The sequence below is a fragment of the Arsenophonus sp. ENCA genome (assembly GCF_002287155.1).
In the GTDB taxonomy this organism is placed as follows: Bacteria; Pseudomonadota; Gammaproteobacteria; order Enterobacterales; family Enterobacteriaceae; genus Arsenophonus; species Arsenophonus nilaparvatae.
The window spans coordinates 1-2,377 of record NZ_NHNG01000251.1 but is presented as its reverse complement, the minus strand read 5'-3'; the positions used below and the strand labels follow the sequence as shown (position 1 = coordinate 2,377).

Genomic DNA, 2,377 nt, shown 5'->3' with positions numbered 1-2,377 from the left:
GGTTAAAAGACAAGCTAAAAAGCGGTCAGCTACATAAAAAATTGAAAGCGGAACTGAGCGAGTAAATTAAAGGGGGTGGATCAGTTTTACTTTAGCAAAGTGGATCAGAATTCAATTGGCATTGACAATGTTTGTCTTTTTGAGATCTAACTGAAAGTTCAGAAAAATGACGGCTATTTAAATACATATTCCATAACTCTTTAAATGATAATAATTTTTTTATATTATGAATCTTATTCTCATAAATAGACCATAATTCAGACATTGACATTGATAATGGACCAAGAATAATAGTTTTGTTTTCCTTAGTTTTTAGATAATAAGAACTTTTGCTTTTCGACACTCTGCTTGGTAATTTATTATCTTCTTTATTTTTGCGTTTTCTGGCCATTGATCAAAGCTCCAAAATCTGGTTCAACTTCTGGTTCAACTTCTGGTTCGAAAATAACTCTTTGTTTAGTAAATAACATTTCTTTGAAAACAATAGGTTTGCCTAATTTGTTTACTAGATGAGGTAATTTATTTTGTTCTAACCATTTAATTTGAGATTTCTTCTGTTTGTAACCTGTAGGTACAGAAAGCTCATCATCAGATAAATATATTGACTGCATTTTGATTCTTCCATTTAATGAATTAATTCAAAAAACTCACACTATTCTCGGGCGCTTCATTGCCCCACAAAAACAAATAGCCTAAGCACGAATGGTTATCTTCGTTCTTTGTTAGGTCAGGGCATATGATTTGTGGGGAAGAGTATTAGGATTTATTTGCTGCGGCGTTTGATGCTTTATTTTGGTATTGCCAGGGTGGGTCTGCGAGTATCAGGTCATACTTCACTTCATCTCCTGTTAAACATACCAGCTTTTACTTTTATGCAAGTCGTCTATTTTTTCTAAGGCAGTGATTTTATTACCGCCATTTCCGGTTAATATTCCGCTTTCTCAATCGGTATCAAATTGATATATCAATCCTTTGTTTGTTAATTTTTTCTCCTTCAATCTAATTATTTCCATCATTTCACCATGATAAATAACCTGCATCCCTGCTTTTACATGATGTAACGTTGTTCGGTATTCGTGGATATTATTCATAGGATTACTCCTGTTATTGATCAAAAATTAATCATGTGTGAATTATTTATGGTAGTATCGTTGCCGTTGTGTGTTAGTTAACAGCAACATTTTCCCTGGTGTTGGCCAGCCTTGCGCTGGTCTTTTTTAATAGCTGAACGTTTACCTTTCGGTATTACTAATTTGAGTGGGGTAAATTCAGGTGGGATAATAACTATTTGCTTTAGCCTATTTCTTCAAAGTATCGAGAAATACCCCCAAATAGACCATAAGAGCTGGCACTATCATAATGCCGATAACCAGTAGCTCTTGCCCACCTAAATGGATATTGCCTAATTCGCCACGTTTGAACCTGATTTGCGGGTCGATGACGGCATCGGCGTGAGCAATATGTCCTACTAACATTTCAAAGGCAAACGCTGCACTGATAAACAATAATGTTGTGATTAATAGTTTAATGATGTTAAGTTTCATGGTTAAACCTTTGTGAAATTAGCTTATTTCTTAACGCAAATCGCTTTGGCGTTAATATCCTTCAAAGTCTCAAATTCCCGCTCAAACTGTTTAGCGGCGAATTGGCACATGTTCTCAGTGTCAAATTCCTGAGTATGGACACTTGCAAAGTTACTCGATGCATAAGGGTTGGCGTACATGGCCAAGATTAAAATCCACATGATGAAGACTCCTTTGATTAAAAAAATAATAACTTTTTGATTTATATCAATTTAAATGGGTTTATTTTTGATAAATTATTTATTTCTCTTCTATATTTATTTCAGATGATGATTTTTATCCCTCTGAATTTCGGTTATGGTTTATTAATTTTACCTGGTGTTGGCCAGCCTAGCGCTGGTCTTTTTTATTTCCTTTTCATCGCTTCCAGTAATAAATCCTGTATTGCCCGTTTTGAATTGCGCCTTTCCATGACCACTTCATCGAGTGTATCTTTAGCGACGATATGGTGGATAAAGACAGGGCGGTTATGTCCGGCTTGCGCTTGACGCGTAGGGCCGATACGTTCAATAATTTGCTGGTACTGCTCTAAATCCCACCAGTGGGAGAAAAAGACCAGAATATTACCGCCGTCCTGTAAATTTAAGCCGTGTCCACAGCTTGCAGGATGGGCAAAGAGCAACGGGATTTTGCCAGTATTCCAGTCGGTAAGGGTTTGTGGGTTAGCGTCTAACATTTTGCCTTTTGGAAACGCTTTTAATAAACGCTCAAGGTCATGTTTCCAGTGATAAGCAACCAGTACTGGCATCCCTCCGGCTTCATTGACAATACTTTCCAGTGCCTGGATTTTGGCA

5 protein-coding genes and 1 pseudogene are annotated in these 2,377 nt (G+C 36.6%); all 6 read right to left on the bottom strand.

The annotated features are described in order from the left end of the window. Positions 1-91: 91 nt before the first annotated feature. Complete coding sequence (locus CBG25_RS06495) at positions 92-391, bottom strand: hypothetical protein (protein ID WP_290605447.1); 300 nt, start codon at positions 389-391, stop codon at positions 92-94. Continuing rightward, on the bottom strand, positions 369-611 hold the full coding sequence (locus tag CBG25_RS06490) for a DUF4224 domain-containing protein (RefSeq protein WP_290605445.1): 243 nt from the start codon (positions 609-611) through the stop codon (positions 369-371). Before CBG25_RS06490 ends, CBG25_RS06495 begins: the two co-directional genes overlap by 23 nt. A gap of 330 nt (positions 612-941) precedes the next feature. Continuing rightward, on the bottom strand, positions 942-1,091 hold the full coding sequence (locus tag CBG25_RS06485) for a hypothetical protein (protein WP_290605443.1): 150 nt from the start codon (positions 1,089-1,091) through the stop codon (positions 942-944). Positions 1,092-1,298: 207 nt separating this feature from the next. Beyond that, complete coding sequence (locus CBG25_RS06480; RefSeq protein ID WP_290605441.1) at positions 1,299-1,544, bottom strand: hypothetical protein; 246 nt, start codon at positions 1,542-1,544, stop codon at positions 1,299-1,301. 23 nt (positions 1,545-1,567) lie between these two features. Further along, positions 1,568-1,744, bottom strand: coding sequence for a hypothetical protein (locus tag CBG25_RS06475; protein WP_290605439.1), 177 nt, complete (start codon positions 1,742-1,744; stop codon positions 1,568-1,570). A gap of 185 nt (positions 1,745-1,929) precedes the next feature. Continuing rightward, positions 1,930-2,377: pseudogene (locus CBG25_RS06470) on the bottom strand (ATP-dependent helicase); the annotation flags it as partial.